Below are 26746 nucleotides of genomic sequence, written 5' to 3'. Positions count from 1 at the left end.
CTAGCTGGGAGCTGGGCAGCGCTGGGCTGAGTGGGATCAGTAGGGGTGATCCCAGTGCTGCTGTGTGTGCTGCAGAATCAAGTCGCTGACCGTGGGTGCATCCTCGATGTGCGGATAGTGGCCCACCCCGTAGATCAGTTCTACGCGCCCGTTACTACTGCGAGCCACGGAGCGTTCGGCCACCTGAGGTGAATAGTCCGGATCCATGCTGCCTTCGATAGCGAGCACGGGGGCGGCGGTGCGCGCAGGGAAGGAGCGTTCGAACACGCCACCTTCGGGCCGCAAACGCGAGCGGAAAGGCCAGCGCTGATACTCGGCAGACAGATGAGCCACCTTGTCCACAAGCATCGCCTCGCGGCGTTGGCCTGCGAACCTGTTGTAGATTTCTGTATCGCGGAAACCCGGGGCTACGCCGCTGCGGAAGATGCGCTCCGCCTTGGCGGCGTTGTCCTTCACAATCTGGGTCTCCGGGTAGCGCGGCACCTGAGCCGCAAGAGTGCGCCTCATGCGCCGCCATTGCTTGTGCGGCTGCACAAGTAAGGAGCGGAATTGCACCAGCGGGTGCGCCGACGCCACCGTCACCACCGCGGCGACACGCTCTGGCTCATGCGCGGCCAACGTCCAGGCGACCATGCCACCGAAGCCGTGGCCCACAACAATGGCCTTGGAGTAGCCCAGGCCGCGGATCACGCCGGCCATGTCGCTGGCTGCAGTGGTGAGGTCGTAGCCGCGAGGGGTTTTATCCGATTCCCCATATCCACGTAAGTCCACTGCCGCCACGCGAGGTTCCACTACGCTGGTGCTGCTGGCGCCACTGGCGTTGCTCACACCGCTGGTCTCCGCATGGGCGAGTTCGTCCATGACCAGCTCCCAGTCGAAGCATCCCCCTCCGAAGCCGTGAATCAGCAACACTAAAGGGGCGTTGCGCGGGCCCTGAACCTGGACCCGAAGCCGCACGCCCCGAGAGTGAATAAAGGTGCTGGTAGGCACTGTGATAGTGAGAGTTCCTGGTTGACCTAGCTGTACATGCCAGGATCGCGGTGGTCGGCCGCGCGAGCGGCTGCGGAGTTACCACCACGGCTAGGAACCACAGTCTTCAATTCGCCGACGGAATCAATGGTCTTCTCCGGCGCCTTCACCTGCTTCACCTGCTTGAGTCCCACCAGAGCCAGGATCGCCACGAGAACGATCATGAAGAGGAACACGATCAGGAATGCCAGCCAGCGTGGCATGAAGTTATCCAGGCCCTCGGCGATGGTGAAGAACAAGAAGAAGGAGCTGTAGGCCAAGATGATGCCGGCTGCGGCGAAGAGGCCTACGCCAATGCCAGCCTTCTTGGCGGAGGTAGCAACCTCAGTCTTGGCAAGCTCAATCTCAGAGCGCACCAAGGAGGAGATCTGGGAGGAAGCGTCCTTCACCAGATCACCGATGCTGCCCTGGCCCTTTGCGCGGGTATCAACGTCGGACAGCGGAATGCTATTCACGGTTGGGTTGAAGCTATCGCGGTCGGTGAACATGCCGTTCTGGTCGTTGTTGCTCACTTAGTCTCTCCTGTAATTTCAGCTAACCTCACCCATTTTGCCAGACCTGCGGAGGTTTTGCCTTATTGGTTGACTAAACTTGCGGTGCATGAGCCAAAAAAACTCACCTACAGCGTCCGCTCCCGACCCACTGGCACCTCTGGCAGAGCTACCGGGCGTGCCCGAGGCCGTGGACAAAGCCGTGGACTATATTTCCCGCGTCCATCGCCACAAGGCGAACCTGCGTGGCTGGGATGTGACGGGGTCGGAGGCTGTCTTGAGGGGAGCTAGGGCGTCGGCTCAAATTGACGGCGGAACCCCCTGGTTGCCAGAGGATGGGCAGGTCAACGACCCCATCCTGGCGGGTGCGTTGCGCGCGGCGGAGCTGCTGGCGCCGGATGGGATCACGGAGACGCAGACAACATTTCGACGCGCACCGCTGCAGGTCATTGCGAAAATCAATTCCGTGGCGAGCCCGCAGATGAGCGACGAGGATTTCCGCAAAAAGGCAGCGCAATCCGCCGAGTTTTTGGTGCCGGGGCGCCCGCGGAGGGACGCGGACGGGCGCCTGCAGTTGCTGGGGTCCTTCATCACTGGCGGCACGAAGGTGAATGCCGTGGTGCTGACGGCGGTGATTCACGGGGAGTTGCTGGCACTGCAGCCTTTTGCGGATGCCAACGGCGTGACGGCGCGCGCGTGTTCGCGTTTGGCGACGATTTCCACCGGGCTGGATCCGCGCGGTTTGGGCGTGCCGGAGGTGTGGTGGAACCGCCATCGGGATGAGTATGAGGCCAAAGCGAAGGGATTTGCGTCTGGCACGGCTGAGGGCGTGGCCGAGTGGATCGTGTTCCACGCCGAGGGACTTGCCGAGGGAACGCTGGAGGCTAAGTCCATCGCGGATGCGAAGGCCTAGCGATTGTGCGAAGGCCTAGCGCGTGTGTGTAGCGCTAGGCTGCGTCCGGGGTCACGTCCGCCTGGCCTGAGCCATCGCTGGACGAGGAATCCCGATTGAACAGCCAGAGGGTCACGCTTGTGGCCACCGCGCCCAGGATGGCGAGGGTGGCACCGGCGCCGGCGAGGACGGCCACGTTGCTCTGGGTGATCGGCTCAGGGCGTCGGAAGTTCACGATGGGCCACTCGCGTTCGGCGGCGACTTTCTTCAGGGCGCGGTCGGGGTTCACGGCGGTGGGGTGGCCGACGAGCTCCAGCATGGGTACGTCGGTGCCGGAGTCCGAATAAGCATAGGACTGCGAGAGGTCAAAGCCGTGTTCCCCGGCGATGTCCTGGATGTGATGCACCTTCGTCACGCCCTTGTTGAACAGGGTGACGTTGCCGGTGAAGAGGCCGTCTTCCACCTCCAGCTCGGAGGCGATGAGGATGTCTGCGCCTAATTCTTCGGCGATGGGTTCCACCACCACGGATGGTGAAGCCGTGACGATGGCGATGGTGTGGCCCTGCTCTCGGTGCCATTCCAGCAGCTCGTGGGCTTCGGCGTAGATATAAGGAATGATGACGTCGTGAAGAGCTTCGCGCGCCACGGTCTTGAGGGGTTCGGCTTCGCGGCCCTTGATCATGGAGGCTAGCGCTTCTTTGGTGGCGTTGAGGTCTTCCTGGTCGTGGGTGGTGAGCATGAAGCTGCTGCGGATGGCGATCATGCGGATGACTTCGGTGGTGGTGATGAGCCCGCGTTCGGCCAGGGGACGTCCGTAGGCCAGGGAGGCGCTGGTGTTGATGATCGTCTTGTCGAGGTCGAAAATCGCCAGCACCTTCGTGGGGTGTGTGGTGGTGACATTTTTTGGGTGCACGATTCGTATTCTATGTCACATCAGTCACATGCGCCATTGCTGCCACTTGCGTAACGCGCGGGTGATGCGTGCGTGATGGACTGGTGGTGCTGCACATGTGTTATCCACAGTCAACTGGCTCAAAAAGGGGCGCTATGACGAGTTATCCACAGATTTCCACGTACCCCTTCCGTAGTTACTTGACGATGGGCAAGACTGGAACCTGTCACTCAAGTTCATAAGGCTCGCTGCCGCATAAGGGGATGGCAGCGGGACAGTAACGATCGACCAACGTTTGGGGGAACGTGATGGCACGTCATGCCGCAACACCACAGGTGCAGGAGCGTGGCCCGCGCGCAGCGGAGATACGCACAACGAAGACGCGCGCAGCGGACGCACGTCCGGTCATCGTGGATGTGCAGGATGCGCAATGGTTGGAAGAAGCGCAGATGATCGCGGCGGCTACGGGCCGGACGCTTCTCTCCGCCGCAACGCCGCAAGCCGTGGAGCGGATCCATGCAGCCCTCGAAGGCCTGGATGATGTGCGGAGCAGCGGCGCTCGCCGCAGAGCCGGGGGTGCTGCAGCCATTCTGATCCACGACCGTCCGAATCCGCTGCAGAACCATCCGCGGATCCGCGCGATCGACATAGCTCCTGATTCTACGCAGGTGTCACGCACGTTGTCCCAGGGTGGTGTGCTGGATCTTGCTCGCCTGGTGGGGATGCATGATCTGCCCCTGATTGCTGTTTATGGTGCCGTGGGTGGCGCGGGCACCACGGTGTTCAGCGTGTGCTTTGCCCATGCGCTGAGTGGTGATTATCCCTCCGTAGTACTCGACGCCAGCCCGCATTCCCTCGGCGTCGATATCGCCCTGGGCAAGGAGCATAGTGTGTCGGAGTTGGGGGTGCGTACGTTGCTGGAGTGCAACTACATACAGTTGCTGTCTCGTGCTCCGAGGATCGGGAAGATACCCATTATTAGCCAGGCCGGGACACAGTGGCAGCAGCCAGCACTGTTGGGCAGCGCCGCGTGTGTCGCCGACTGTGGGACTCTGAGGCCAGGCAGCGATGATTTTCTGACAATTTTTGGCGAAGCAAGCGGCAACTCCAGGGGCAATCCCTCAGTCATGGTGCCCGACGCCCACGTCGTCGTCACCATAGCCACCGTCCCAGGTCTGATGTACGCGAAGAGGCTGTGTGACCGCCTGGCCGATCACTGGGGCGTGGATCCCCTGGTAGTGGTGCGAGATTTCGCCGGATCGGACGTTCCGCACTCGCTCATGCCGGTGATTCTGCAGCGCTACCGCATGCGCACAGTGCGCTCGGATGCCGCGGTGGCCCGAGCGCTGAACAAGGGGGAGCCGGAGCACTTCCTCCATGACGGGCATTCCTTGGTGAGGTCGGCAGACAGTCTGGTCCAGGAATGGAAGAAGGACCACACGCTGCTCGTGAAGGAGCTGCTCGGAGCAGACGTGCCGCGCGGTGACGACGCGCTCCGCGGTGACGATGCGTTCCGAGACGATGATGTGGCCCGCGCTACCGACGAGGGTGGTGCGGCATGACCACCATGAGCATCGACGCCGTACGCCGAGCCCTAGCTGAGCGCGGAATTAGTCACGTAGGCCCCGAGGACCTGGTTGAGTTCGGCGGGCACGCCCAGCAGGACGGCGGAGGTGAGGGCGGCGCTGGGGGCGTCGAATTTCTGCGGACGCTCCATCGCGAGTTTTCCGGCCTGGGGATCCTGACGGAGCTGTTCATGGATCCCGACGTCACCGATGTGCTGGTCAATCCCGATGGGCGTATCTGGATTGACCGCGGTGAGGGGTTAGAGCCAGCGGAGATGCCCCCTGTGCCGCCAGGGCAGGCTCGGGAATTGGCGGTGCGGCTGGCAGCTCGGTGTGGTGCTCGGCTGGACAATGCAATGCCCTTTGCCGACGGAGTGCTCACAGGCCTGCCGGAGGGGATCCCTGCTCGACGCCTGCGTGTCCACGCGGCCCTCGCGCCACCCATGGACGGTGGGGCAAGCATCAGCCTGCGAGCACTGCACCGAGGGCATAGCCATGTTGAAGACCTCGTCCGCGACGGCATGATGTCACCTGCACTAGGGATGGTGCTGCGACAGATCGTTCGGCAGCGGATGAACATCCTCATCAGTGGAGGAACCGGGGCGGGGAAAACCACACTACTCACAGCGCTGCTGGGGGAGGTTCCTGGCAATCAACGCATGATCCTGGTGGAAGACACCCCAGAGATCATTGCCGAGCATCCGCACTGTCTGGCCATGACCGCGCGCCGGGCTAATGCCGAAGGAGCTGGCGACATTCCCATGGGGCGCCTGGTGACACAGTGCCTGCGCATGAGACCAGACCGGATCATCGTGGGGGAAATCCGTGGCGCGGAAATAGCAGACCTATTGGTTGCGCTGAACACCGGGCATCCAGGAAGCGCTGGGACGCTGCATGCTAATGACCCCCAGGCAGTACCAGGAAGGCTTGAAGCCTTGGGGGCGATGGCTGACATGCCTCCGCGCTCCCTGGTGCGGCAAAGCCTCGACGGCATCGACGTGCTGTTGCACGTGGAACGCACCCCGCAAGGCCGAAAGCTCACGGACATCTCCACGCTGCATGCCTCTCACAGTCGGAATGGTGCACCTGTTCTCGTGGTGGAACCGGTGTGGAGCATCCATCAGTCATCTATGGATGCCGACGATGTTGTGGGACGAATCCAGCGGCAGCGAGCTCAGTGCGATAGCGAGAGGAGTGCCCCATGACTGTGCTGATATGGATGTTCTGCGCAAGCCTGTGGGGGTACGTGGGATGGAAAGTAGGTCGCAGAATAGTCGACGATCGTGGCGTGCGGCAGGGGATCGACATGCTCCTCGAGTTCGCACGCCTGGTGGCCAGGGATTGCCACGCGGGTGCGCGCATCCCCACCGCAGTCCATGCGGCCTGCAGCACGATGCAGTCCAGCGAGCGTGCGCAGGAACGCGGACAGGAACTTGCCCACAGGATGCGCACGACTGCGTGTATCCACGAGATGGGAGGTGCCATCGACCCTGCCGATGGCGGGGGAGAGGCCGAACAACGCTTCCTGGTGTTGTGGGCTCTTGCCGCCGAACACGGAATAGGCCTGGGCGATCTGCTGGATACGTTCTGTCGCGATCTGGAGGCGCGACTAGCGCATCATTCGAAAACCCATAGCGCTATGGGTGGCGCCCGCCTGACGGTCGTGGTGCTGCTGAGCCTGCCGCCGGGTGCTGTGATTCTCGGGCAGTCCCTAGGGTTGGGGACGGTCAGCTTCTATACGCAGTCCATCCTGGGAAGCCTTTTCGGCCTAGTGGGAACACTCTTGGCCTGTGCCGGGGTCCTGTGGGCCGAGGCGCTCACAGCCACCGTGCTCGGTGGAGTGGGGCGGCGCGCCGGGCCCCATGATCCCACTGGCGCAGCACGCGTGCTGGACCTCGTTGCCGCAGCACTGCGTGCAGGCGCCCCGCTTGTCCACGCCTGGGAGCTTGCCGTCAGCACCAGCGCTTTCGTGCCGGAGGAGGACGGGTCCCACTCGACAGTCCGGGCAATTCCCGCGCTTCTTCACCTCGGTGCAGGGGCGAGCGCATGGGAACAGTTGGCAGAAGACCCCTTCTACGGGCCGATCGCGCGGATGGCCGCGCAACAGTCCACCTCAGGGGCCATGCTGGCGGATGCTATGGCACACCATGCGGAATATCTGCGGAAACTATCCCTGGATAAGGCAACCGAGGCGGCAGAAAAGATGTTGGTGGTTCTTGCAGCACCACTGACTCTCTGCTTCCTTCCGGCCTTTGTGGTGACGGGACTTATTCCCTTGGCGCTTGGACTCGCAGGGCTGTGACCTAGCCGTGGATCTATCCATGGTGCATCCGTGACGCATCCATGGCGCACGCATGCCGTGCATGGCCGCAGCCTCTGACCTCTTTTACATATCAACCACACACACTGAAAGGAAGGACACCATGTCTATCACGATTGACCCCGTGACGACCGAAGACGTCATGACTAAGCCTGCTCTGGGGCAGCCTGCTCTGGCAGAGCCGGTTGTGAGCAAGACCGCACTGGCTGAGCCGATTTCGGCAGAGCCCACGCCCGACGAGAACCACTATGTGGACCCAGCTCTCTTCCATCCCAACCTCATCGTTCGGATGTGGGCACGTGCTCTGAAAGCCTGCCGGGATCACATCGACGACGAAGGCGGCATGTCCACCATTGAGTACGCCCTGGGCTGTGTGGCAGCAGCTGCACTGGGAGCGCTGCTCTATACGGTCGTCACTTCTGGAGCCGTGGAAGATGCACTGCGCGGAATCTTCGAACGAGCCCTTAACGAGGGTGGCAAGTAGCAGGAAGTGACAACGGCACCATGAACACAATCGAAGGCGCTGTGGTGTTGAGCGCCCTAACCCTGACCGCGGGCACGCTGGTAGGAGGCTTCATCACCCTGGCACAACACGCTGCGGTGACCAGCCTGGCTCGGGATGCTGCCCGCGCCGAAGCGCTGGGTCACAACGGATCGGCAGTAGTTGCCGCACGCAGTCCGGATGCGCGGGTCACAGTCTCCGCAACCACAGTGGGGGACCTCGAGGCAGTGCGGGTCCAGGTGACTCGGCACGCAGCGCTGTTCGATGTGCATGGCGAAGCCGTGACCATTACAGAGCCCCGCGCGGCAGAACCCGACGGGGATCTACCGCGCGAGCTAGAAGGGCCAGCGCGATGAGCACAACATATGGAGCCAGCATCATCCTTGGGCTCATCGCACTGAGCATAGGAATTATCTCTGGCGTGAAGCTGCTGTCCGCCGCCCAGGAGACACAGCTTGCCGCAGATATGACCGCCATCGCTGCCGCAACAGCGCTGGCCACTGGAGACACCGAAGACCCCTGCGCCACGGCATCCGCCTTCGCTGACCAGAACCATGCGACCTTAGAAGCATGTGAGGTCATCGGTGAGGATGTCCGTGTGGAGGTCTCCCGGTGGGGCCGTACAGCGAGCGCTGTTGCCGGACCTAGCGAGCCAAGTGACCCTAGCGAGCCAAGTGACCCCAGCGCGCCGGGTGGCCCCGGTGAACCGGGCTCTATCGTGCCGGATGCCCCAGCACGCTAGTTGAAAATCGAGCGGAGGAAAGGAGTGGAATCAGGAACTGAGGCAAAGACCGTGTCCCCGTGATTCGTGGGATACCAGCGCACCTCCACGCGCGTGTTGCGGGCATGGGCATCCAGGTTGAACTGCTGGAACCACATATCGGTGTTCAGCAACAGTCCGATGGGTGTGGGAACATCCATGTCCTTCAGCCCATGGCCCACAAACACGGGACGGTCATAACCATACGCCGGGGTGGCCATCATGGACCGTGCCGCGTCCACAAGACCTGGCACAGAACGCAACGGCTTGGAGAACCCATGGGCGATATTCACGCCCTTCATAGCCTCGGATAGCTCGCCCAAACAAGCGGTTTCGGCGGCGTCCACCATGCGCCGACCCTGCTCGTTCAGTGCGGAGTTCACATCAATATCGGGACGCGCCTCCCGCAGGGCAGCAAGGATGTACAGCGCGTACACATTCAGCCCAGTGGGAAGCGTCACCGGCGGGAATGTAGGGCCTCCCGCAGCGACAATCTCCTCCACATATGCGGGTGCGCCCGTGGCAACGGTTCCGCGGAAATCAAGACCCGCAGGGGTGCTGCGTTGCGTTGCCAAACGCGCCACCTGCAATGCGGCACCGCCGCCCTGCGACTGTCCGATGACTGCCCAGCGATGCGACAGCAACGAGGAGCCGTCCTTGGCCATGCTGCCCAAGGCGCGCGCCGCGATCACGGAATCCACCACGCTGTCCGCCTCGGCCTGTCCGTTTAAGTAACTCATCAGCCCAGGAGTGCCCTGGCCAGCATAGTCAGTCGCAACAATGGCATAACCCTGGGACAGCCAGTGATTCAGATACTCTGCATCCCGAGGGCTTCGCTGGTTGATCGATGGCGCACACTGGTCGCCCAAGCCCACGGTGCCGTGAGCCCACGCCAACACAGGCCAGCCGCCCTCAGGAGCAGGTCCAGCCGGGAGGAACACCGTTCCCGTGCTGGTTGCAACCTCACCATGCTGATTTGTTGTGGAATACACGAAGCGCTTCTGAACAGCCGCCTGCGCCAGGCCCACCATCGGATCCAAGTCCACCTCACCCAACGGCACACCCGTGCGACCCTGCGCTTCGGATGCATTCGGGATACGCAAACCGGAATCGGCCGTGGGCTTGGAATAAGGGCGCACATCCGCCATCGCAGGCGTGGACTTGACCAGACTACCTGGCGTGATGTCGGCAATGGAACCGAAAAACTCGGAAGACTGAGCCTGGGCGCTGGGAGGGCTCACCACGCCAGGCACAGCAACTCCCGTGAACAATACTGATGCAGCGGCGAGGGAGGTGGCGATACGTGAACCTCGGCGTCGAAGAGAAAAGGAGATCATCATACGGCGACTATAACGTCAACGGTGGGGAAGTGTGATGATTTTAGAGGTGAATCTTTCGCGTGTTGACCGGTGGTATTCGCTCCTTATGGTTGCAGAAGCACCCCCGGGGACGCGGATCTTCACGAACTTCTTCTCGCGAAGCTCACGAGTCACTGGGTCGAAGATGCGGGTATTGAGTGGGTCATTGTTGTTTGCCGTGATGATGACGGCGGCTCCCTTGTTGGTTCTGACGATAATTGCTTCGCAACTTCGCCGCCTGCGTGAATCGCAATGTGATGCAAGGCGTTTGTCTTTATATTCCTAGGCTTGTGACGTCCGGGTATTCTCGTGGATCGAGCTCGTGGAGTAGCGTGAGGATGGCCCCCGCTCGTCCGAGCATGAGGGAGTCCGTGGAGGAATATTTGTCCTGGTAATCAGTCCTTTTCCTTACTGCGATGTATTTTGAGCGGTTCACGATCTCTTTGTGTATCGACGCCGCCAGTGCCTCATCGTCCACTAACTCTGCGTACCGCTTCAGAACACGCAGTGACCCTAGGTCTCCATGGCATACCGTTGAATTATTACCGACGCCACGCCGACGGACATATTGGGCTAGATTGTGGAGAACCTCCGGGTCTGTTCGAAATCCATTTTCCCAAGCGATCGTGAAGCCTAGAAGGACTCCAGGGGAACCGTGGCACCATGCCGCGTCTTTTCTTTGATCGGTCTTCGAACGCGTAACTGCCCCCGTGTTGTCTACCACACCCTCCAGGGCATCGATCATTTCCTGAACGACTTTCTCTGCTTGTGCCTTCAGTGAGGACTGAGGAGAAAGAACTGTTGTGGCGGCGGCGATACTGGCCATGCTGCCCGCGAGGCCGTGGGCGAATCCTGAGTAGGGAGTGGACTCACTCGTTCCTATCCAACCTTCTCGGAAGTCTTTTTCCAAGACCGGCAGACTGTAGGAAACGATTGTCTCCATGATTCCGGAGACATCAATGCCAATATCTGAGCACATCCGTGCGAGATTTACTGCGACGGCGAGGGCACCAGATTGACCCACCACGAAATCGGCAGAAGTCTTTCCCTCTATATTCTGGCTGAGTTTATTCAGGCTCTCTACGGCAATATCGCCGTAATTAAGGCCTCGCAGGCGCCTGTCCCAGACGGCTGCCCACAGAGTTCCGGCAACTCCCATGTAACCACCGATGCCATAGGTTCCATCGTTGATAAGGTCATCAAGGATTTGATGAGAGATAGGGCCAAAGACTGTCTCTGCAAACTCACCATATTTTCCGGTGCGCAATCGACGCTCAGACGCCGAAAGTGCGAGGGCAACCCCGGGACTTCCTCCGTAGAGGTCGTATCCTGCCGTTCCCAGTGTCCACTGAGTGGAATCCTCCACGGAGATCTGTGGACCCCAGAATGTGCTGGGTTGGCGGTCGTTGTCAGAGCGGCAGCCACGGGCGAGAATAAGCTCGGCTCCTGTTTGTAAAGCGACGTCCACATCCACGGAACACTCTGGAGCCTCGCCCAACGCGGGAGTTCCTTCTGCCCCAACTGGCAGGGATCGAGCGAAAGCAGCCATGCATAGATCCACTTGCTCGTTGATCGATTCGTCATCTAGCTCGTGAATACGGCGAAAGATGGTTTCCTTGGGAGAGCCTTCGAAAAAGCCGTCGATGAGGGGCTCTCCTTCCATCCCGTAGAGGCAATTATCTCCAAAGGAGATCTGAAAATATGGGACGTCCCCGTCGAGCATCTGTTCAACCTCGAAGGCTGCGGCGGATTTTTCTCGGTCACTAAACATCTCGCAGCGGCTCAGGACTGCAACATGCGCCACTGGATCATTTACCACCCCAGGACTGGTAACCATCCGCAAAAGTTGGCTGTAGGTCTGCGTGGGGGTGTTGATGAAGCGGAAACTCTGTCCCGAAAATGCGCGCTCGAACAAGCCACAGAGTTCTTCCTTATTAGCCTTTGCGAACTCTAGTCCTTCCCGCACTCCTCCGACGATCTGGTCACGGAATTCCACGACACCCGCCACCGTGGTCCGTGGCTGAGGATTGCTGTTCTCTGAACGATACGGGAGATTCTCAAAAGCGATATGCATCAGATCGGAGCCAGGGTTCTTGGCAAGCAAAGACTTAAAGGGAGACGTGGTCTCCCCCTCCGTGATACCTGTTGCGCCAACATCAATGATGCCGATACGGCCCGGAACAACCTGGGGAAGTGGCAGCAATCCGGTGCTGATGACAGAATGGAAGACTTTCTGTGCTCCCACCATGGAGCCCGATCCTGAGGCATAGGTTTTTTTATTCACCGGGCTGGCACCGACGCAAGTTTCTGCGTCAATAATAGATACTCCAGAGTCAGCGGTGCCCACAACGTTCTCGTAGTGGAAATCAATGCCCCCGGCGAGAAACTCTATGCTCGCGAGGAAACCTAGAGCCCGCCCATAGTGCTGAAAATCCACATCTCCACTAGCGCCAGTAACAAATTCCGCCCAGCCGTAACCCCGCGCGACGATAACCGAAGGAACCGATACCTGGATGCCTGTCCACTCGCGCAGTTCATCAAAAAAGAACTTGAGTGACTGGTCAACACTCAAATCACGCGGCTTATACACAAAACGATGATCGCCGAGGTTCACGATCGCAACGGCTCGGCCACGACAGTGTGAATCTCCGGCGCCCATCTGAACCTGTAGCTGTGGTAATAACGAACGAAGGTCCACGCCAGCGAAAAAGTGCGCATTTATTTGGTCGAGATCTATATTCAGACGAACAAGCAGTTCACACCAAGCATCACAGCGGAATCGCAGTTGATGGAAAGCTTGAACAACCTGACCACCGTAATTTTCCTCAAAGTGTTCGCATCCCTCGGCGGAGCTCAACCACCGATAGAAATCATCAAAACGCTCGGCGCTGGACACGCCGGATAGGTCTCCGGCCATCCGGCGCTTCTCAAGACTATCCGCCACGCAGCGAAAGAGCTGAGTCTCGATGACCTGTAGCAAGTCCATTTCAATGCTGTGCGTCAACCGCTGGGAAGGGGGAAATCGCAGTGCCGCTTGCCAAGGGCTATTGAGGAGCGCTGTCCACGACCGCGTCAGCTCTAAGAACCACTCGATAAAGCGAGGATCGTCCTGCGAGGGATGCTCAGAAATGTTCATGTTGCGGATGGCGCGCATCAAATCCGCTAATGACGGCTGTACTTGAGGATCTCTGCGATCCTGCTCAAGTGACGTAGCGTTAGTCGATTGCGTGTACTGGTAGCGGTACCACGGCGTACACTCAGCAAATTCCTCAATAAGCTCCCGCACAGTTTGTCGCTTCGTTTCGTTCTGCAGCTCTGGCAGAAACGTGGCAATGGCGGTGTCGATCGGCTCCTTTTGCTTCTGCACCGGACTTATACCTCTTGGTGCGCATACTTCACACCACCGAGAATGCCGAGAACCACGGTCACCGCGGCAAGAATACCTAACGCTAGTGGCTGTGATAATTGCTCACTGTTGAACATCTGTCCTAGGAAACCACCGCCTAGGCTAGCGTCGATTAAGGAGGAAGGAAGATACCCCTGTGCCTTGGTAGGGGAGGCGATCCGAAGAATTGGCTCAATAACCTGGCTCCACAAAATAATGAGAACAATAGCCAACATCGGCTTAGTTACCAAGGCGCCTAAGGCACCTCCAATGACCCCTAAAAGGGTGCTGATCACCACGATGCTCAGCAGCGTACCCCACGTTTGCCCTGTGAAGACGGTTGCAGGTTTCGATGAACTGGACAGCAGCCCTGCAACAACTGCCAAGGACATTAGGGCAAATAGGACAGAGAACAACATGGCCGACACCGCGCAGGTCACGAGCTTGGCTAGATAGAGACTACCGCGGCGTTGATTCCCCAGGAAGGAATAAATGATGGTGTTGTTATAAAACTCGAGATTGACAATGAGCATACCCAAAATGAGAGGCAAAATGAAGGTAAATGCTACGCCAACCGTGAGAAACATACGCACGGAATCTGGGGCGGTCGCATCGATGGGTGAGCGCTCCACGTTAAGCCCCACAAAGGTGAAGAAGCTCGTGACCAGGACGTTAGCCGTGACAATGAGAGCGCCTACGGCCCACCATGTGATGCTGGTTGTGGCCTTCTTCCACTCGGATATCAGTTGTGGTCCCAACACGTTTAGTTCTCCTCCTTAGCCGTGACGACCCGGTAAGCTTCTTCCAAGTCAGTCACTTTTCTGCCGGTGCGCTGTTCGCAGAGTGCATGCAACTGCGAGATGTCTCCCTCATAAGCGATTCTTCCCTGTTTAATGATTACTACATAGTCGATGAACTTTTGCGCCTCGTTGAGCAGGTGCGAGGAGATCACCACTGTCTTGCCGTGGCCAGCGAGCGCGCGAAGGTAATTGCGAATCCACGCGATGCCCTCGGGATCTAGACCATTGGTGGGTTCGTCGAGAACGAGGAAATCTGGGTCACCCAGCAGGGCAGTGGCTAGTGAAAGGCGCTGCTTCATGCCCATGGAATATGAACCGGAACGTTTGTTTTTCGCGTGTCCTAGGCCGAACTCTTCCATGAGTTCATTAACCCGAGCCTCAGAGCATTGGGCAAGCGGTGCGAGAGAACGGAGGTGATCGATCCCCTTGCGGTGCTTGTCCATGGCGTTGATGTCCATGGATGTTCCCACATGAGTGAGGGACAGGGGGAAGCTGCTGAGTTTTTCACCAGCGAATGTGACGGTTGCGTCAGCGTTGTCCGGCCTCATGAGGTTGAGCATGACCTTGAATGTGGTGGTCTTGCCTGATCCGTTGGGGCCCAGGAAGCCGGTGATTTTACCTGCGGGAGCGCTAAAGGACACTCCTCGCAGAATCTTCTCCTTACCGAGGGTCTTTTCTAAGTTTTTTACTTCAATCATTTTCTGTCGTTTTCTCTATACTTTGTGTCGTTGACTGTGATTAATAGCTTGTGGGGACGTCGGCTACCCCATGCTTTTTCTGTCATCGTTGCATCTCTTGACGAGTCGCATTGAGATCTTTCGTGCTGCTCATCAGTTCTCTGAATTCACCGTCCTCGGCCATCAATTCGCTGAATGTGCCCTCCTGAACCAGGTGACCTTCCCTGAGAACCAGGATTCTGTCCGCCGATCGGATCGTGGACGTCCGGTGTGCGATCACTATCTGTGCCGAGTTAAGCTCTGCGAGGGATTGTGCCACGTTCCTCTCTGTCATGTTGTCCAAAGCAGAGGTTGCTTCATCGAGGACAATCATTTTTGGTTGCCTAGCGATCGCACGGGCAATTGCGATGCGTTGCCGCTGACCACCAGAGATATTCGCGCCCATCTCCTGAATTTCTGTGTGATACCCCAAAGGCATGGACTCGATCGTTCCAGAGATCTGAGCGATCTGAGCGGCGGTACGCACCAACTCCAGATCCGGGGTACCCCCGGTGAAGTCAATGTTTTCCGCAATCTGCCGATTACTCAGTTGGATGTCCTGAGGCACGTACGCCACAGCCTTGCGAAAGGATTCTTCTGACAATTCGGAGCTGTGTCGACCATCCAGCGTGATGGAGCCCGTCGAGGGGGGAAACAGCCCCACGAGCACCTTGGCCAGGGTGGATTTCCCAGAGCCTGTCCTGCCCACGACGGCCACCTTCTCCCCAGGGCTCACGGAGAAGTTAATATTGCTGAGGGCAGGCAGCTGCGCTCCGGGGTAAGTAAAGGACAGCTGGTCCACTGTCATCTGGCCGGACAGTTCGCACACTTCGCTTCCCCAAGTGTTATCGGACTCGTGCGTCATGACGTCGATGAGCCGTGCGATCTGCACCTGGGCCTTTACAAACTGACTGATGGCCAAACTGAGTGAGCTGACGGAAGCCAGCAGCATCGTGGCCAAGGACTGTGCGGCAACGACTTCACCCAAGGTTCCCGTGCCCTTCAAGAGCAGCTTGATGCCTACAGCCAGCACAAGGAATGGGCCGAACATCTGGATTGCCCCGATGATCGTGGCTACGGTGCCTTGGACCAGCATGCGGCGCCGCCCGGAGTGCAGTGCACCCTGATAATCCTTGCGCCATCTGGTGTAGAAACTCGGTGCCATCCCCGTGGTTTTCACAGAGCTGATGGCCGTAATGGCCTCCATCTGCGTACCCGTGGACTTGCCCAATGCACGGATTTCCTCATCAGTTACACGTTGAACCTGTGACCACGTCCCCACGGTGAGTAGCACCATGATCGCGCTGAGGCCAATAGCGACGATGGAGAGGCACGGAATGGCGAACACCAAGTATCCCACGATGAATATCACTACGCCGACGTCAAGCAACACCGCGGTGATTTGGTTGGAAACCAGGTCGCGCAACTGATTGACACTGCTCAGGCGCATCATAAGCTCACCGTTGGGCCGCGAGGCAAAAAATCGATAAGGCAGGCTCAACAACTTTTTGAACACACCGCCCATAAGGTCTTCACCGACATGCGCAATCATCGTCGCCAGGATTCGCGTGCGGAGGATCCCGAAGAGCGAATAGATAACGAAAGGCAATATGAGTACTAATGCGATCGCTACGGTTGAGTAACCGTCAATCAACTCATTCTTCCGGTCGACCAATTCCTTGGTCACGATGGGGATTCCCAATGTGAAGACATACAGCAATAGAGACAGCAGTAGAATTTTCGCACCACTTCCCATATAGGAGCGAGTCGTTAGCTCACGCCAGATGGTGCGAATGGAGTAGCCCCTTTCCCGCTGAGGCGCAAAGTGCTTCGTCGGTGTGCAGAGCAGGGCGTGCCCGGAGAAGCTTTCCTCGAATTCTTCGGCGGAAATCCGCGCCCTGCCAGAAGCTGGGTCTAGGATGATCGCTCGCTGTTCGTTGAGCTTCTCCACCAGCACTAGGTGATAGCCCTTCCAAAAAGCGATGAATGGCTCATTTACGCGTTGCAGTCCCTGGAAGTTAGCCTGCACGAAGTTCACGTTGATGCCGCGCTCAGTTAGCATTGATGCAACATCCTTGAGACCCAACCCGTCTCTTCCTGGATCGGTGTTGCGTCGCATTTCGTAGATGGCGCCACGATAACCCCAATATTCAAGGATCATCGCGGCAGAGCACAGTCCACATTCGCTTTGCGCGAGCTGTAGGATCACTGGAGGCTTCCGCCGTGCCGGCTTGAACGTTGAAGTGCTCTGGGGTGCGTGTGTCATGCGCACCGCCTTCCTACGCTGAGACTGATCATTCGCGGAATAAAGGTGGCGTGGCCTTCGAATGCTGCGGTGGCTAGGTCCCATCCTGCTCTCCCGACAAAGAAACCTTCGGCATGGGGCGAAGAGTACAGTCCTGTACGCCAACCGTTAGTTGCGGCCACTTTCTGAAACTCCGTGTAGTACGTTTCTGCGAGTTCCGTGGACGCTTGGCTGCCCGTCGCTGCGCCGATGATGTGCCAGTTCAACACTCCCCCCGCAGCTCCATGGCAGAAAGAAATGTCACCGCTACGGCAGAATTGTTGTGCGGTCGGCAGTAGGAACCGAGCATTGTGCTCTGCCCAGTCATCGATCCATCCTCCAGATATTTTTAGTCCTGCGATGGCGGTTTTCTTTTCCCATTCCGACGCAATACTCATCACTCGGCTGAGCGCCATCACCATGCCGGCGCGTCCCTTGCACCACGAGTGGGCAGCAGATAGATCTATCATGGCCTTATCTTCGGCTAGCCTATCTGGGAGGCTCGTGCTCAACGCCAGTGCTCGGTTCAAGAAGTTTTCGGGGATCTCTACGCCTGCCCGCATGAGTAGGTCCAGTAGCTCGACAATCCCGAGAACCTGACCACTGCGGCCATGCGCGAGTCCCAAAGCCTCATCTCTCATGCTTTCCATGGAGCAGAGAGCGTTTTCGAGGTGCGTGTGGATCTCTCCTGTTCGCTCAGCCCATTGCTTTCCTACACTCTGGAGGTTGAGCAGATCGCGGAATTGATTCATTGCAGTAAAGGTTCCGCTGAGACCATTGAGATAATCTTGCGATCCTGGGTTCTCATAACGTTCTAGGAGATCAGGGAGCTGCGTGAGCAGCACCTGCATTTCCTCCGGGTAACGCAGATCGCCCTTTTCGGTGCCCGTCATCCCAATTGCGGCAAGTTCCATCTCCGTTGCTAGCTCGCCCGGAATACCTCCGAAGGCAGAATAGAGCATGTCGTGAAGATCACCTGGTGCCTCCGGCATATCATGCAGGATTGCTCCACGGAGCGCGTCCATCACCACATGAGATTTCGTAGTGGTGTCGACGAGTTGGCGTCGATCGCTTAAGAAGCTCAACAGTACGCCCCCGCCCTCATAGAGGGATGGAGAAATGAGGTTGAGCTGGACTTTCCCACTGATCTGATGTGTGGTAAGCCAGCTGATGCTCGTCTGACCGTTTTGAATACCCGTTACATGCTCGGGCAAAGGAGTAGGAACAGACACATCCTCGTGACGGTAGACAATATCTGCTTTTTCATACGGGTCATTGCCCACCGCAGACAAAGACAGCTTTATGCGGCGAATGTGAATTCTCACGTCAGAATTCAGCACCTTATCCCACCAGTGCTGTAGACACTGGGCCGGGGTTTTGGGAAAGCTGCCCAAAGGACGAGCAGAATCACGACCGAATACCGTTCCCTCCGCAGCGATCCAGAAATACGGAATATCTAGTTGTGTCAGGGCAGCGATCTCTTCACAACGCATGGTGCGGGAAAGATCTTCGCCCATGCGCTGGGGATCAACATTCGGCAACAGCTCAAGAGTGTGCTGTCGCGCATCCTCATGGCCCAGACGGGAGGGGTGAGTGGAAGTTCCGAGTAGCTTGGCATATATCCAGGTGGGGCGAGGGACATGGCGGATCCCAAAAGGAGGGCAGCTGCGGAGCGTTTGCGGCAAAACATCCCGATGCTGCTGCAGATGGAGGAACGCCTCCGCGAAACCTTCGACGATGCTGGGGAGAAAAGCTCGTGGATCGAACTGATTGCCCGCACCGTCACACACAGTGTTGTTGGTTGGTTTCACGGTGACCGCGGACTCATCAAACCGAATATCGTTAGTTCCGCGGGAACAGATCGTGATGGATTGAATCGAACGAGCGGCTCTAGTGGGGACCCCAATAGCGGAAAGCTCCTCCGCCACAGGGGAACCTGCGAATTGCACTGGGAAAAGCAGAGTACGTAGAACGCTGTAGGACTCGTATGCGGCAGTCTTTTCGTAGATATTGTCAGATGTTTCCGAGGTTGCCGAGGGTAAACTCGTCAGCGTTTCTGTATCGACGAATGTTGGCCCAGCTACTGTGCTGATGACGTTTTCTCGATGAAAGTCATTGCCGCCCAGTGCGAGAATGAGAGCCGAGCAGCGACCGTAACGGCGAAAGTACTCACGTGCCTGGTCTGCAGTGAACTGCTCCTGCTCAACATAGCGCTGCCACTGGCGTTCTCGCTCCGGTGGGCTCCATTGAAAGGGGAGGACGGGACCAAAGAACTCTTGATGTGGGTCGAGCGATTGAAGCAGCTCTCTCACAAGACCGGCCGGGGTATGTTCGGTGAACTTTAGCACTACCTTGTCGCCAATTTCCCACTGGCAGATCGCGACGGATATGCCACCACGGTGAGGATCACCCAAGCCGAATTCGATGGCGTGTAGCTTTCCGCCGACGTGGAAATGTTTCTGTAGCTCCGAGTAGTCCGCATGCACAGAGTCTAGGACGCGAACGATATACTCAAACCAATGCTGTTGGCACGTAGCGGTCAGGGAATCTAGAAGAGGTACGTGGCTAAAGAGGTCGTCGCGGGCCGAGCCCTGCTCAATGTCTATGTTGTACACCGCATAGTCCCACGGAATTCCATCTTGCGAAGAGGTAGAGAACGCGCTGTCGTTCTGTGTAGAAGTTTCCCGCAGATACTGGAAATGGGTAATGAGACTGCGGATCGCAAGGTCCTTGTGGCGGCGTGCTAGTAAGCGTAGCGCATTGCAGATGATATTCTCGCCCAGTTCACGTCCGGTGTCGCGAGCGTAAGCCTCGAGGGAATAAGCTCCCTGTTCAAGGAAAGGTCGCAAATAATGGGGGAAAAGCCCATGAAATTCACCTGCGTGATCATCGGTCAACTGGCTAATAAAGCGTTTAGAGGCGACAGAAATACTTTTTTTAAGGAATGTCATCGGTATATAAATGAGGAAAGCCCCACTGCCGTGTGTGAGCACTGCCGCGGGGAATTGGGCTACTGCTTTAGCAGGAATGGGTGCAGCCGCTGGTTGGGCATGCATCATCCAGGTACGCAGATGCAGCACTGACTGCGCCACCGACGACACACAGTGGGGAGGTTGTGCCAGCGGCAACCTGGTTGGACAGGGACGCATCGTTGGCGTCGATGATCTGGAGCATAGCCTCGTCAGAGATGAAGCCGTTGGATGCGGAGTAGTTATGCATGGTGGAAGCCTTTCCCTTGCGATTGTGGATTTGGTGGTCTTTGCCGGTTTTTACTGGCAGGTCTTCTGGCACTCAATGGTGCCGGTGCAGAAGTTGCCCTCGTTGCCGAGCGCCCAGCTTGCGCCATAGCAGTTGAGCGAGGTGACTAGGGTTCCCCAGCCTTGGCCAGCGGCGTTAGCCTCAGGTACGTACTGGTCGGAAATCTCTTCAAAAATTCCAGCGTTTTTAACCATTGGTATCCTCTCTGAACTCAAACGTAAAAGGTAATCTAAGGCTACCCTCACTTATTAGATGGGGCAAGTCCGGGGCGTGGTGTTCCTGCCCTTCCTGAATCCGGGACAGTGTTAAGGCTGGGGTTAGGGTCCGCCCCGGGCGGGGTTGTAGTTTATGAGGTGACTTCCTCGATGACGTCAGTCTTGCTGGTATTGATGGTGTTGGAGGCTATGAGATTTCGGATGTGTTCCAAGCTAGCTAGTGACACGTAACGCTTGTGTCGAGCATAGTCATCATGCTGTTCTGCCCCCACGGCACTAACCAGCCGGACAACAGCATCCCGATGAGGGAAAATGCCCACAACGTCAGCGCGTCGGCGAATATTCCTGTTCAGCCGTTCTGTGGGGTTATTCGACAACATTTTTGCCTACACAACTTTCGGCGCATGTGTGAATGCGAGGATCTCATCCAATGACGCCTCCAGAGAGTCTGCTACCTCCGGGAAACGGTCGTTACAAGCATTCAACGACCTACCTGGCCTAATCTCAGGTAGCCTGCACGTTGGCTTAGTGAGGACGATGGAGTGAAACATTCCTGACAGGGTTGTCCACTAGCATTTCGACGCTGTTGATGACAGGTCCTTGGCGACATGCGCGCGGCAGAGCTGCCAGCTAGCAGTGAGAAGCACGTGCCCAACAGTAGTTTGGATCCATAGGTAGGCATCACTGGTCACCAGGTGCACATTGCCCAGGCAACGGGCTTTCAGGTCTTAGAAGAACCCTGTCCAGGATTCCACGGATCCTGATGTGGCTACCTGCATACCCAAAAGTTCGCGGTAGCCATCATTGTTAACGCCGGTAGCAACACGCACGCTGGTGTTCACCACACGACCACCTTCACGCACTTTCGTAGTCAACGCATCACAAGACAGGTAATAGTACGGGCCGGAATCTAGCGAGCGGGTTCGGTAGCCGTTGCACCTGTTGGGCCGCTTAAGGGGAGACGGTGGCGTAGTTAGCGCCACAGATGCTGTCGGCTTGGGTCGACAGGACCTAGTTGATGAAGTCTCGAAGCATCTGGCACATCAGGACGGGGGCTTGGGTGAGCAACTCTTCGAGATAGGCGGTGGGATCCTATGATGGTCGCCTGTGAACGCCGGAGGGCGGCTTACCATGGGATACAGATGCACCACGTTAGCGGACGCAACCCGCTGAGTAGCGCAGATCCAAGAACTCTGGACACCGGTCTCGCCCCCAAGGGTGCCATTAACCACTTCTTGCAGCCATGCTCTGCCTCCGCCGCACAGCGAGGCTCCACCAACGAATATCAGAGGTTCATTGTCAACAAGACTTGACACAGCCCATTCCTCTGATAATGTTCAGAAGTGAAATAACTACTGAGCATTTCTCAAATCACCAGTGGGGCTGTACCTCGCACACGCGTAGCCTCGACGTACGGTCCCCGTATTCTGTACCCCCGAAAAGAATTGTTCTCGACTACTATGTTCCAATTTCAAAATAATAAGCTCCGCATCCTCTGGCTGGCCCTCTCAGTTGTCCTCGCCATTGTCGCCCTGGTCGGCGCAATCCCTTGGTTTCCTGTAGGAGGTAACAGTACTGGCCTCCTGTGGGCCATTTTCGCTCTCATGGTTGTGCAATCTTACTTCCTCTATAAGCAAGGTAAGCAGTCCTAGCAGACAACAAAGTTCCGTAGTTCCTTTCCCTGTTCATTCTCTTCCCAAGCAAATTGAGTTCACCCGCGTTTGGTGGACGCCCGATTAGTACGGATTTTTGTGTCCGTAGGAGAGGGTGTTCATTGTGAGTAAGCAGCAGAGGAAGGAGTACACTCCCGAGGTCCGGCGGGAGGCAGCTCGGCTGGTCATCGAGTCTGAAAGGCCGATCACCCGGGTTGTTGAAGAGATCGGCGTGTCTGCCGGGCTGCTGTGCAGTGTGCAGAAAGGTCAAAAACGAGCGAGAACGCCTGGGCTCTGATGGTGATAGGAGTCTTGCTGATCTGCGTGCGGAAAACGCCAGGCCGCTCCGGGAATTGGCTGAGTCTCAGCTGGATAATGAGTTTTTGTCAAAAGCAGCCGCCTTCTTCGCTGCGAAGCAACGTGAGCGGAAAAGTTCGAACTGATGCTTCCAGGAGAAGGCGATCTACAGCATCAAGGCAATGGCACGGCTTTTGGGAGTGTCCCGATCTGGGTACTACAAGTCGGCTGCAGAACAAGTAGCCAAGCACGCAGGTGAGGATAAGCGCCACAGTTTTCTCCAGGGGCTTGATCAGCAGATCGGTCAAGTCCGGGGTAGTGGTGTATCTGTCCTTTCTGAATCCGGGACAGTATCAGGGATGGAGTCAGGGTCCGGACCGGGCCCGATGGTGGGCTGCGATCATGCTGCGGACTACTTCCCGTTGGGACGTCGGTTGTCGATGACGCCAGTGATGTTGGTGTCCCTGGTGTGTGCCGGGCTGGTCAGCGACATGTAGCGCTTGTGCTGAACCCAGTCATCTTGCTGTTCTGCCAGCACAGCGCCAATCAGCCGGACGACAGCATCCCGGTTAGGGACGGTGGTCACAACATCGGTGCGCCGGTGTATTTCCCGGTTTCTCTTGGGTTCAGAGGGTCGTTGCAGCACTAACCCGGAGAGGGGGTGTCTGAGAATCGTGGTCCGTTTCATTCCTTGTCAAAGGCCGAGCAGTAGCTGCTTGCCTTACTTGCTTGTGGGCGTAGTGTGCGATCATCGGCACGCCAGTTGGGGTGCAACCATCACCACGTGCTGAATTGCTGCCATGCCCGTGGCGTTGTCCGATATCGTCGCAACCCGCCGGTCGACCGTTGCAGTCAGCCTGCTCGGGACTTTGTGAAGCTTGTGTCCGCAGGTATGCCTGTCTTCCGGACAGCAGGAATAAGTGGATTGAATCCCACAGCGGCTTACGCCATTGCCTGCGATGCTGAAGACCACGTCACACTCAGCACTATGAACGCAGAGTTCGGCAAACCCAGTGGCGAGTGGACTATCTGCAGCTGCGGCTTGCAAGCCTGTCCCCACAGGAGGCGTTTAGAGCAGCTGGTGCTTGTCTTGACCCTGGTGCTGTTTCTGATTTCGAACGGGGAGTAAAGATGGTGGGCGGTTCGAGACGTGAATTCATTGCCCAGGGTAGTGACGCAGCAACGTATAACAGACTGATGACTGCCCTGCGTGAACGAACTGAAGTCATCGAGCCTGGACGCCTACTGCCACCAGCGTTGCCCCGGGGCGTAGACCCGTATAAGCCGATCAGTCGCTGGTACCTCAGCTTTGAAGAGCTCGTGGTGATCGCAGAGATGCTACGCGACAACGCCTCGTCTCATCACATCGGGTGGATCCTGGGGCACAGTGCCTCGTTCATCCAACGCGAAGTGGCCCGCAATCACAGTGCTGACGGCCCCTACCGGGCTGAAACTGTCCGGTTGAAAGCATACGTCCGACGGTTGTGTCCCGAACTAGCCAAGCTTGTATCCAACCACCGGTTACAAACTTATGTCATCGATGGTTTACGAGCACAATGGTCATCGGAGCAATTCTCACATCGGCTCCTGATCGATTACTCAGATGAGAAGGACATGAGTATTAGACACGAAACTATCTATGGCGCTTTCTAGCTGCACTCCAAAGGGTGGCTGAAGGAATTTGGTCTGACACTGCCATCAGACAGGTAAAGCGGAAGAGGCGCGAACCATGCAGTAACGATCCAGCTCAGCAGAGTTTCGTTGACGCTATGGTCCTCATCGATGACCGGCCGCTCGACGTTGAGGAACGTACCCCGCCAGAGCACTAAGAAGGTGACCTGATTGTGGGTAAGGACAACCATTCAGCAGTCATCACTCTTGTTGAGCGTGTCAGCCGGTTTGCAGGCCTCGGTCATCTTCCTGGTCGTCATACTAGCGATGAAGTGCTGGCAGCTTTAGAAGCAACAGTGGCACGCATGGACCGGGCTATTTGGCCATCGATTACCTGGGGTCAAGAAAGTGAAATGTCTGGTCATAACACTTTTACCAGGGTCACTGACATGCCCATCTACTTCTGCTATCCAGGTTCACCATGGGAGCGCGAAACCAACGAAAATACCAAGGGCAGGCTACGACGCAATCTGCCCGAAAGTACCGACCTGTCGGCATATAGTTCAGAAGACCTTAAGATTATCGCCAACATTCACAACCACACACTGCGCAAAGCACTCGGATGGATCACTCCCGCCAAAGTCATGGCCCAAGCGCTAAAACAAACAGGTAGCATCAAGTCCAACTAGTCGTCATTGTTGCAATGGCCGCCAGAATCTAAACCTCTCTCACGGACACGGAAATCCGTATTAATCGGGCGTCCACTAAATTAGGGAAATTTCACTCTTGCAAGTTAGCGTTGCCGCACATTTCAATCGCTCACATGGTGAGCGAGCCAATCAAAACGTAGAAGCATGGTTCCGCCTCAATTCCGGTGATAGTCAGGAGGGTAGCATTAATGCTTTCTTTCTTACCGTGTTTTCCCGCCAGATAATCAACATATAGTGCGGATAGAATGCCGGTAGACCCGGAGGCTATCAGTAATGCAGGTATCACTCCATTATCAAACTTCAGAGATCCAGAGCTGATTAAGAGCACTATGGAGGCGATCCAGAGGCCGAGCATTGGGTGTAACACGTGCCTTATTTTTGTTTTAGACATAGGTATATAATCCACAATTAATTTGACTTTTAGTGTCGTCTAGGAACCTTTCCGTTAACACGGAGAACCTACACCCCACCAGAAAGCGCTTGCTGCCGCTCCCGCAGCAGAACCCGCAGCTCCACCTAGGGCTGCTCCCCACAGGGCAGGTTGAGCTATATCGGCAGTACCTGTTGCCACCTGGCATGAGTTAGGCTTCTTTCTTAAAGCTTCAACTCACTCTGCGGCGCCCGCACTTTGTACATAACTTTTTAGTTCGCTGAGCTTAAATTGGTAATTCTCGCCATTGTCCGACGTAACTCGGATAGAATCTGCTACGACATCAACTTCTACCGTAGCTTTCACTCCATTTTTAAGGATTATTGTCTGGGTTGCGAAGTGATTAACATCGCCAGTAATTTCATCCTCAACGATTTGCTTAGCGGAAGAGGGGGTATCGGCTTTGCTGTAAGATTACTCGAAGTGGCCGATAGAATCGGCCATCGCAACAGGGGCCAGTAGTGCAAAACCTAAAATAGAGGCAGCAATCGACAAAGAGAACTTATGCAACTTAGACAAGTGAGGAACGTTCCTGTAATAAATCAATATGTTTACTAAATGAATATAACATGCCTGGGCTTCATGTGCAAGATTCATGCTGGACTCATGATCCTAGCGGCTGTTAGGCAAGTGCTTCCTGCTCCTAGTTGGCAGCGCTGCCGCACGCACTTTGCCAAGAACCCGTCATTAAAAGTGCTGAAATACCAGTGGACGGCCCCATCAGTCAAAATTCGCCGGTGGAGGCAACAATTTCATATTAGGAAAACCTCTGGTTGAAGATGATGCTGACGTATTGCGGCTCGTAGTTATCAATGGTGAATTAGACCAGCCGTTTCCCTAGCGCAGGCAATGGCATGGTTCAGCGTTTGTAGCGGCAACGTCTCGGTAGACATCGAATCAGATACCGCCCACTCGAAAATTCGACAGGAGTACACATCAATGGCAAAAACGGCGTATACGAATCCCTTGACGTGTTCGAGCATAGGTAATGTCGGCCACTCACAAATGCATTCGGCTTCCCGGCCGTGAACTGACGCATGATCAGGTCAGGGCGCAGATCATAACCGTGAGACGAACGTGTGGTTACAGGGGCGCTACCTTTAGCTGTGCTAGGTGCATCAGATGGACAGTCTGCTCACGGCCGATATCGGTGCCTTCACGACGAAGCGCATGCCAGAATCCACCTTGGCGGCGCTTCTTCAGCGTCGAGCAAATGAACCTGGCTGTGAAGCGATTCTGATGCTTATCAGATGCTTATCAATGAACTGGATCCTTGTCGACGTTGTGGGCCGAGAACTGAGGCGAGAAAAAGCCGAGGCAGCCTTCAATAACTCGTTGGTGTCCCGCAGATCCCGGTTTTTGAGCCGTAGCTTGGCGTTTTCGTCGGCGAAGTTTTCAGGTAGCGGTGCAACTACCCGCGCATCACATTGTGCTGTCTGTGTTCACTGCCGGGCAGTGTGTCACGACTCGACCAGCTTTGGTGTCATAATCTTGCATCCTTATTCTGGGGGAGAGATATTTTCTGCCAGAATGCGGGCTTCTACGAGACGAACCAGGCTGCCCTCCGCATTTTAATCAA

22 protein-coding genes and 3 pseudogenes are annotated in these 26746 nt (G+C 56.9%); 10 read left to right on the top strand and 15 right to left on the bottom strand.

Translation table 11 applies throughout. The features are described from left to right. Positions 1–36: 36 nt before the first annotated feature. Both IAU67_RS09410 and IAU67_RS09405 read right to left on the bottom strand, forming a co-directional pair. Positions 37–990: an alpha/beta fold hydrolase gene (locus IAU67_RS09410; protein WP_225723574.1), complete on the bottom strand. Its 954-nt coding sequence runs from the start codon at positions 988–990 to the stop codon at positions 37–39. Between the two features lie 26 nt (positions 991–1016). After that, positions 1017–1517, bottom strand: coding sequence for a phage holin family protein (locus IAU67_RS09405; RefSeq protein ID WP_151842940.1), 501 nt, complete (start codon positions 1515–1517; stop codon positions 1017–1019). A gap of 112 nt (positions 1518–1629) precedes the next feature. Here IAU67_RS09405 and IAU67_RS09400 point away from each other — a divergent pair, with 112 nt between their 5' ends. Continuing rightward, a complete protein-coding gene (locus IAU67_RS09400) occupies positions 1630–2433 on the top strand; it encodes a Fic family protein (protein WP_151842894.1) in 804 nt (267 codons plus the stop codon). Positions 2434–2467: 34 nt separating this feature from the next. On the opposite strand, the gene IAU67_RS09395 is transcribed toward IAU67_RS09400, so the two are convergent. Beyond that, the gene (locus IAU67_RS09395) at positions 2468–3325 is read right to left on the bottom strand and encodes an HAD family hydrolase (protein ID WP_225723575.1); all 858 of its coding nucleotides are present in this window, start codon (positions 3323–3325) and stop codon (positions 2468–2470) included. Positions 3326–3612: 287 nt separating this feature from the next. On the opposite strand from IAU67_RS09395, the gene IAU67_RS09390 reads away from it, so the two are divergent. The 6 genes from IAU67_RS09390 (at position 3613) to IAU67_RS09365 (ending at position 8433) form a co-directional block, all read left to right on the top strand. Then, positions 3613–4866: a CpaE/TadZ family protein gene (locus IAU67_RS09390; RefSeq protein WP_151842896.1), complete on the top strand. Its 1254-nt coding sequence runs from the start codon at positions 3613–3615 to the stop codon at positions 4864–4866. Next, on the top strand, positions 4863–6074 hold the full coding sequence (locus tag IAU67_RS09385; protein ID WP_151842897.1) for a TadA family conjugal transfer-associated ATPase: 1212 nt from the start codon (positions 4863–4865) through the stop codon (positions 6072–6074). Before IAU67_RS09390 ends, IAU67_RS09385 begins: the two co-directional genes overlap by 4 nt. Next, positions 6071–7171: a type II secretion system F family protein gene (locus tag IAU67_RS09380; RefSeq protein ID WP_151842898.1), complete on the top strand. Its 1101-nt coding sequence runs from the start codon at positions 6071–6073 to the stop codon at positions 7169–7171. Before IAU67_RS09385 ends, IAU67_RS09380 begins: the two co-directional genes overlap by 4 nt. 121 nt (positions 7172–7292) lie before the next feature. Further along, positions 7293–7673, top strand: coding sequence for a DUF4244 domain-containing protein (locus IAU67_RS10125; protein WP_370452013.1), 381 nt, complete (start codon positions 7293–7295; stop codon positions 7671–7673). 20 nt (positions 7674–7693) lie between these two features. After that, positions 7694–8047: a hypothetical protein gene (locus IAU67_RS09370; protein ID WP_151842899.1), complete on the top strand. Its 354-nt coding sequence runs from the start codon at positions 7694–7696 to the stop codon at positions 8045–8047. After that, the gene (locus tag IAU67_RS09365; protein WP_151842900.1) at positions 8044–8433 is read left to right on the top strand and encodes an Rv3654c family TadE-like protein; all 390 of its coding nucleotides are present in this window, start codon (positions 8044–8046) and stop codon (positions 8431–8433) included. The genes IAU67_RS09370 and IAU67_RS09365 overlap by 4 nt, the downstream gene beginning before the upstream one ends. Here the strand turns inward: IAU67_RS09365 and IAU67_RS09360 are convergent. The 11 genes and pseudogenes from IAU67_RS09360 to IAU67_RS09310 form a co-directional block, all read right to left on the bottom strand. Further along, positions 8430–9788: an alpha/beta hydrolase gene (locus tag IAU67_RS09360; RefSeq protein ID WP_151842942.1), complete on the bottom strand. Its 1359-nt coding sequence runs from the start codon at positions 9786–9788 to the stop codon at positions 8430–8432. The genes IAU67_RS09365 and IAU67_RS09360 overlap by 4 nt on opposite strands. Positions 9789–9905: 117 nt before the next feature. Next, positions 9906–10031: pseudogene (locus tag IAU67_RS10015) on the bottom strand (uL14 family ribosomal protein); the annotation flags it as partial. Positions 10032–10083: 52 nt separating this feature from the next. Further along, entirely contained in the window at positions 10084–13176 is a 3093-nt protein-coding gene (lanM, locus tag IAU67_RS09350) for a type 2 lanthipeptide synthetase LanM (RefSeq protein ID WP_151842901.1), read from the bottom strand. Positions 13177–13181: 5 nt separating this feature from the next. Continuing rightward, a complete protein-coding gene (locus IAU67_RS09345) occupies positions 13182–13955 on the bottom strand; it encodes an ABC-2 transporter permease (protein ID WP_151842902.1) in 774 nt (257 codons plus the stop codon). A 2-nt stretch (positions 13956–13957) separates the two neighbouring features. Continuing rightward, complete coding sequence (locus IAU67_RS09340) at positions 13958–14692, bottom strand: ABC transporter ATP-binding protein (protein ID WP_151842903.1); 735 nt, start codon at positions 14690–14692, stop codon at positions 13958–13960. Between the two features lie 82 nt (positions 14693–14774). Continuing rightward, complete coding sequence (locus IAU67_RS09335) at positions 14775–16976, bottom strand: peptidase domain-containing ABC transporter (protein WP_187767909.1); 2202 nt, start codon at positions 16974–16976, stop codon at positions 14775–14777. Further along, positions 16973–19945, bottom strand: a complete 2973-nt coding sequence (locus tag IAU67_RS09330) for a DUF4135 domain-containing protein (RefSeq protein ID WP_187767908.1) — start codon at positions 19943–19945, stop codon at positions 16973–16975. Before IAU67_RS09330 ends, IAU67_RS09335 begins: the two co-directional genes overlap by 4 nt. Before the next feature lie 67 nt (positions 19946–20012). Beyond that, positions 20013–20213: a hypothetical protein gene (locus IAU67_RS09325; RefSeq protein ID WP_187767907.1), complete on the bottom strand. Its 201-nt coding sequence runs from the start codon at positions 20211–20213 to the stop codon at positions 20013–20015. A 50-nt stretch (positions 20214–20263) separates the two neighbouring features. Then, a complete protein-coding gene (locus IAU67_RS09320) occupies positions 20264–20446 on the bottom strand; it encodes a plantaricin C family lantibiotic (RefSeq protein ID WP_151842906.1) in 183 nt (60 codons plus the stop codon). Positions 20447–20598: 152 nt separating this feature from the next. Continuing rightward, positions 20599–21535: pseudogene (locus IAU67_RS09315) on the bottom strand (transposase). Positions 21536–22828: 1293 nt separating this feature from the next. After that, positions 22829–23050 (bottom strand): annotated as a pseudogene (locus tag IAU67_RS09310) (transposase); the annotation flags it as partial. A gap of 386 nt (positions 23051–23436) precedes the next feature. Here IAU67_RS09310 and IAU67_RS10010 point away from each other — a divergent pair. Next, positions 23437–24069 (top strand): hypothetical protein, encoded by a 633-nt coding sequence (locus tag IAU67_RS10010; protein ID WP_225723576.1) that lies wholly within the window; start codon positions 23437–23439, stop codon positions 24067–24069. A gap of 191 nt (positions 24070–24260) precedes the next feature. After that, a complete protein-coding gene (locus IAU67_RS10005; RefSeq protein ID WP_225723577.1) occupies positions 24261–24716 on the top strand; it encodes an IS30 family transposase in 456 nt (151 codons plus the stop codon). A 130-nt stretch (positions 24717–24846) separates the two neighbouring features. On the opposite strand, the gene IAU67_RS09300 is transcribed toward IAU67_RS10005, so the two are convergent. Then, positions 24847–25128 carry a hypothetical protein gene (locus tag IAU67_RS09300; protein WP_151842907.1) on the bottom strand — a complete coding sequence of 94 codons (282 nt, stop codon included), beginning with the start codon at positions 25126–25128 and terminating at the stop codon, positions 24847–24849. 597 nt (positions 25129–25725) lie between these two features. Between IAU67_RS09300 and IAU67_RS10055 the strand changes: the two genes are divergently transcribed. Beyond that, positions 25726–25944, top strand: a complete 219-nt coding sequence (locus IAU67_RS10055) for a transposase (protein WP_151842908.1) — start codon at positions 25726–25728, stop codon at positions 25942–25944. Positions 25945–26746 lie beyond the last annotated feature (802 nt).

This window comes from Corynebacterium zhongnanshanii (assembly GCF_014490575.1).
Classification (GTDB): domain Bacteria; phylum Actinomycetota; class Actinomycetes; order Mycobacteriales; family Mycobacteriaceae; genus Corynebacterium; species Corynebacterium zhongnanshanii.
Note: the sequence above shows the minus strand (reverse complement) of the source record. Positions and strands in the feature narration are given on the sequence as shown.

Bases quoted from the DNA above. Each gene is read 5' to 3' on its own strand.
- IAU67_RS10055 (WP_151842908.1), top strand. From the start codon at position 25,726: ATGAATATAACATGCCTGGGCTTCATGTGCAAGATTCATGCTGGACTC.
- IAU67_RS09365 (WP_151842900.1), top strand. From the start codon at position 8,044: ATGAGCACAACATATGGAGCCAGCATCATCCTTGGGCTCATCGCACTG.
- IAU67_RS09380 (WP_151842898.1), top strand. From the start codon at position 6,071: ATGACTGTGCTGATATGGATGTTCTGCGCAAGCCTGTGGGGGTACGTG.
- IAU67_RS09385 (WP_151842897.1), top strand. From the start codon at position 4,863: ATGACCACCATGAGCATCGACGCCGTACGCCGAGCCCTAGCTGAGCGC.
- IAU67_RS10125 (WP_370452013.1), top strand. From the start codon at position 7,293: ATGTCTATCACGATTGACCCCGTGACGACCGAAGACGTCATGACTAAG.
- IAU67_RS09325 (WP_187767907.1), bottom strand. From the start codon at position 20,213: ATGCATAACTACTCCGCATCCAACGGCTTCATCTCTGACGAGGCTATG.
- IAU67_RS09320 (WP_151842906.1), bottom strand. From the start codon at position 20,446: ATGGTTAAAAACGCTGGAATTTTTGAAGAGATTTCCGACCAGTACGTA.
- IAU67_RS09300 (WP_151842907.1), bottom strand. From the start codon at position 25,128: ATGTCTAAAACAAAAATAAGGCACGTGTTACACCCAATGCTCGGCCTC.
- IAU67_RS09370 (WP_151842899.1), top strand. From the start codon at position 7,694: ATGAACACAATCGAAGGCGCTGTGGTGTTGAGCGCCCTAACCCTGACC.
- IAU67_RS09330 (WP_187767908.1), bottom strand. From the start codon at position 19,945: ATGACATTCCTTAAAAAAAGTATTTCTGTCGCCTCTAAACGCTTTATT.
- IAU67_RS09340 (WP_151842903.1), bottom strand. From the start codon at position 14,692: ATGATTGAAGTAAAAAACTTAGAAAAGACCCTCGGTAAGGAGAAGATT.
- IAU67_RS09335 (WP_187767909.1), bottom strand. From the start codon at position 16,976: ATGACACACGCACCCCAGAGCACTTCAACGTTCAAGCCGGCACGGCGG.
- IAU67_RS09360 (WP_151842942.1), bottom strand. From the start codon at position 9,788: ATGATCTCCTTTTCTCTTCGACGCCGAGGTTCACGTATCGCCACCTCC.
- IAU67_RS09405 (WP_151842940.1), bottom strand. From the start codon at position 1,517: ATGTTCACCGACCGCGATAGCTTCAACCCAACCGTGAATAGCATTCCG.
- IAU67_RS09390 (WP_151842896.1), top strand. From the start codon at position 3,613: ATGGCACGTCATGCCGCAACACCACAGGTGCAGGAGCGTGGCCCGCGC.
- IAU67_RS09400 (WP_151842894.1), top strand. From the start codon at position 1,630: ATGAGCCAAAAAAACTCACCTACAGCGTCCGCTCCCGACCCACTGGCA.